The 3,294-nt window shown below is 48.2% G+C and carries 2 tRNA genes and 1 rRNA gene; all 3 read right to left on the reverse strand.

Annotated elements, in window-relative coordinates:
• Nucleotides 1-28: 28 nt before the first annotated feature.
• The 3 genes from K7X70_RS24315 to K7X70_RS24325 all read right to left on the reverse strand — a co-directional run bounded on the left by K7X70_RS24315 (nt 29) and on the right by K7X70_RS24325 (nt 3,293).
• Nucleotides 29-2,908 (reverse strand): 23S ribosomal RNA (locus tag K7X70_RS24315).
• A 223-nt stretch (nt 2,909-3,131) separates the two neighbouring features.
• Nucleotides 3,132-3,205 (reverse strand) — tRNA-Ala (locus tag K7X70_RS24320).
• A gap of 14 nt (nt 3,206-3,219) precedes the next feature.
• Nucleotides 3,220-3,293 (reverse strand) — tRNA-Ile (locus K7X70_RS24325).
• Between the last annotated feature and the right edge of the window lies 1 nt (nt 3,294).

The raw sequence follows: 3,294 nt of genomic DNA on the forward strand, positions 1-3,294 counted from the left end.
TTATGAAGAACAAACAACAGTTTATTGCTCTTGAAAGCTTCGGATGATTAGTATTACTCGACTTTGATGTCACCACCTTTACATCTGTAACCTATCAACGTAGTAGTCTGCTACGGTCCTATATGGAATTCTCATCTCGTGGCTAGTTTCGCACTTAGATGCTTTCAGCGCTTATCTATTCCCAACGTAGCTACTCTGCAATGCCCCTGGCGGAACAACAGATTCACTAGAGGTTAGTCCAACCCGGTCCTCTCGTACTAAGGTCAGCCCCACTCAAAATTCCTACGCCCACAACAGATAGGGACCGAACTGTCTCGCGACGTTCTGAACCCAGCTCGCGTGCCACTTTAATCGGCGAACAGCCGAACCCTTGGGACCTTCTCCAGCCCCAGGATGTGACGAGCCGACATCGAGGTGCCAAACCTCCCCGTCGATATGAGCTCTTGGGGGAGATCAGCCTGTTATCCCCAGCGTACCTTTTATCCTTTGAGCGATGGCCCTTCCATGCAGAACCACCGGATCACTATATCCGTCTTTCGACCCTGCTCGGCTTGTCTGCCTCACAGTCAAGCAAGCTTATGCTATTGCACTCCTCATACGGTTACCAAGCGTATTGAGCTTACCTTTGAAAGCCTCCGTTACCTTTTTGGAGGCGACCACCCCAGTCAAACTACCCATCAAACAATGTCCCCCCCGAAAGGGGTTAGACACCGAATACAAAAAGGGTGGTATTTCAACGTTGACTCCACAACACCTAGCGATGCCGCTTCACAGTCTCCCACCTATCCTACACATCTTGTATCCAATGTCAATGTTAAATTGTAGTGAAGGTGCATGGGGTCTTTCCGTCCCGTTGCGGGTACCCGGCGTCTTCACCGGGACCACAATTTCACCGAGCTCATGGCTGAGACAGCGCCCAGATCGTTACACCATTCGTGCAGGTCGGAACTTACCCGACAAGGAATTTCGCTACCTTAGGACCGTTATAGTTACGGCCGCCGTTTACTGGGGCTTCGATTCAATGCTTCTCCTTTAACAGATGACATCCCCTCTTAACCTTCCAGCACCGGGCAGGTGTCAGGCCTTATACTTCATCTTTCGATTTTGCAAAGCCATGTGTTTTTGTTAAACAGTCGCCTGGGCCTTTTCACTGCGGCTGATATTGCTACCAGCGCCCCTTCTCCCGAAGTTACAGGGCCATTTTGCCGAGTTCCTTAGCCATGATTCACTCGAGCACCTTAGAATTCTCTTCCCGGATACCTGTGTCGGTTTGCGGTACGGGTTTTTATAACCTGAAGCTTAGCGGTTTTTCTTGGAAGTCTGATTACCTGCGCTATCTACGCCCCCGAAGGTTTGCAGTACTATCGGGTTTCAGCTAGGTCTGCGGATTTGCCTACAGTCCTAATACCTACGCCCTTTAACGATCTATTCCGTCAGATCGCGGCAGTGTCACTACTCCGTCCCCACATCGCAGTTATAAAAAGTACTGGAATATTAACCAGTTGTCCATCGAATTTCCCCTTCGGGTTCTCCTTAGGCCCCGACTAACCCTGATCCGATTAGCGTTGATCAGGAAACCTTATCCTTTCGGTGGGCGGGTTTCTCTCCCGCCTTATCGTTACTTATGCCTACATTTGCTTTTCCAGAAGCTCCACCACAACTTACGTCATAACTTCGCTGCCGCTGGAATGCTCCCCTACCGTAATATTAATATTACCCATAGCTTCGGTGTATAGTTTAATGCCCGTTTATTATCCATGCCCGATCGCTCGACTAGTGAGCTGTTACGCACTCTTTAAATGAATGGCTGCTTCCAAGCCAACATCCTAGCTGTCTATGCAATCGGACCTCGTTAGTTCAACTTAACTATAACTTGGGGACCTTAGCTGATGGTCTGGGTTCTTTCCCTCTCGGCCCGTGACCTTAGCACCCCGGGCCTCACTGCAGTGTATATTATATAGCATTCGGAGTTTGTCTGGATTTGGTAGGATTTGACTCCCCCGCACCCAATCAGTAGCTCTACCTCTATATAACTTTACCACCACGCTGTTCCTAAAAACATTTCGGGGAGTACGAGCTATTTCCCAGTTTGATTAGCCTTTCACCCCTACCCACAGATCATCCGGAAACTTTTCAACGTTTATCGGTTCGGTCCTCCAGTACGTGTTACCGCACCTTCAACCTGTCCATGGGTAGATCACAAGGTTTCGCGTCTACCTCCCCTGACTATACGCCCTATTCAGACTCGCTTTCGCTGCGGCTGCGTGTCTTAAACACTTAACCTTGCCAGAGAAGAGTAACTCGTAGGCTCATTATGCAAAAGGCACGCCGTCACGCCACCTGGACGCTCCGACCGCTTGTAAGCACACAGTTTCAGGTTCTATTTCACTCCCCTGTTCGGGGTTCTTTTCACCTTTCCCTCACGGTACTGGTTCACTATCGGTCTCTCAGGAGTATTTAGCCTTACCGGATGGTGCCGGCAGATTCCCACAAGGCGTCTCCGACCTCGCGGTACTCAGGATACTACTAGACTAGTCTTACTTACGTGTACGAGGCTCTCACTCTATATTGCCAGGCTTCCCATCCTGTTCCACTTCATTTAACTAATGCCATATCGTAGTCCTACAACCCCAGATATGCCGTAACATAACTGGTTTGGGCTCTTTCCCTTTCGCTCGCCACTACTTAGGAAATCATTATTATTTTCTCTTCCTCTGCTTACTTAGATGTTTCAGTTCGGCAGGTTTGCGTACATTGTACAACTAGTCTTCAACTAGCTAGGTTTCCCCATTCGGAAATCTCCGGATTAATTCATATTTGCTAATACCCGAAGCTTATCGCAGCTTATCACGTCCTTCATCGCCTCTGAGAGCCAAGGCATCCCCTGTGTGCTCTTATTTACTTTCTTCTCTCCATAGCCTTTTGCGCCTATGGAAATGCTTTTTTTGATATGTCGTTATCTTTACAGTCAGTACAGTAATTGCTTACTTTACCTTCCTTCAAGCTAACAACGTCTCTATTGTTGTTTGCTCTTCTTTATTAACTTCTTCCAATATGTCAAAGAACTTTAGTTCCCCTAATTGCCTACTGGCAATTATATTTATGGCCTCTCGTATTTAGACCGGGTAATGTGGAGAATAACGGAGTCGAACCGTTGACCTCCTGCGTGCAAGGCAGGCGCTCTAGCCAGCTGAGCTAATCCCCCTTAGAATATATTTGTAGTCCCGAGCAGATTTGAACTGCTGACCCCTACATTATCAGTGTAGTGCTCTAACCAACTGAGCTACGGGACTA

It is taken from the genome of Pedobacter polysacchareus, assembly GCF_019802255.1.
Taxonomy (GTDB): domain Bacteria; phylum Bacteroidota; class Bacteroidia; order Sphingobacteriales; family Sphingobacteriaceae; genus Pedobacter; species Pedobacter polysacchareus.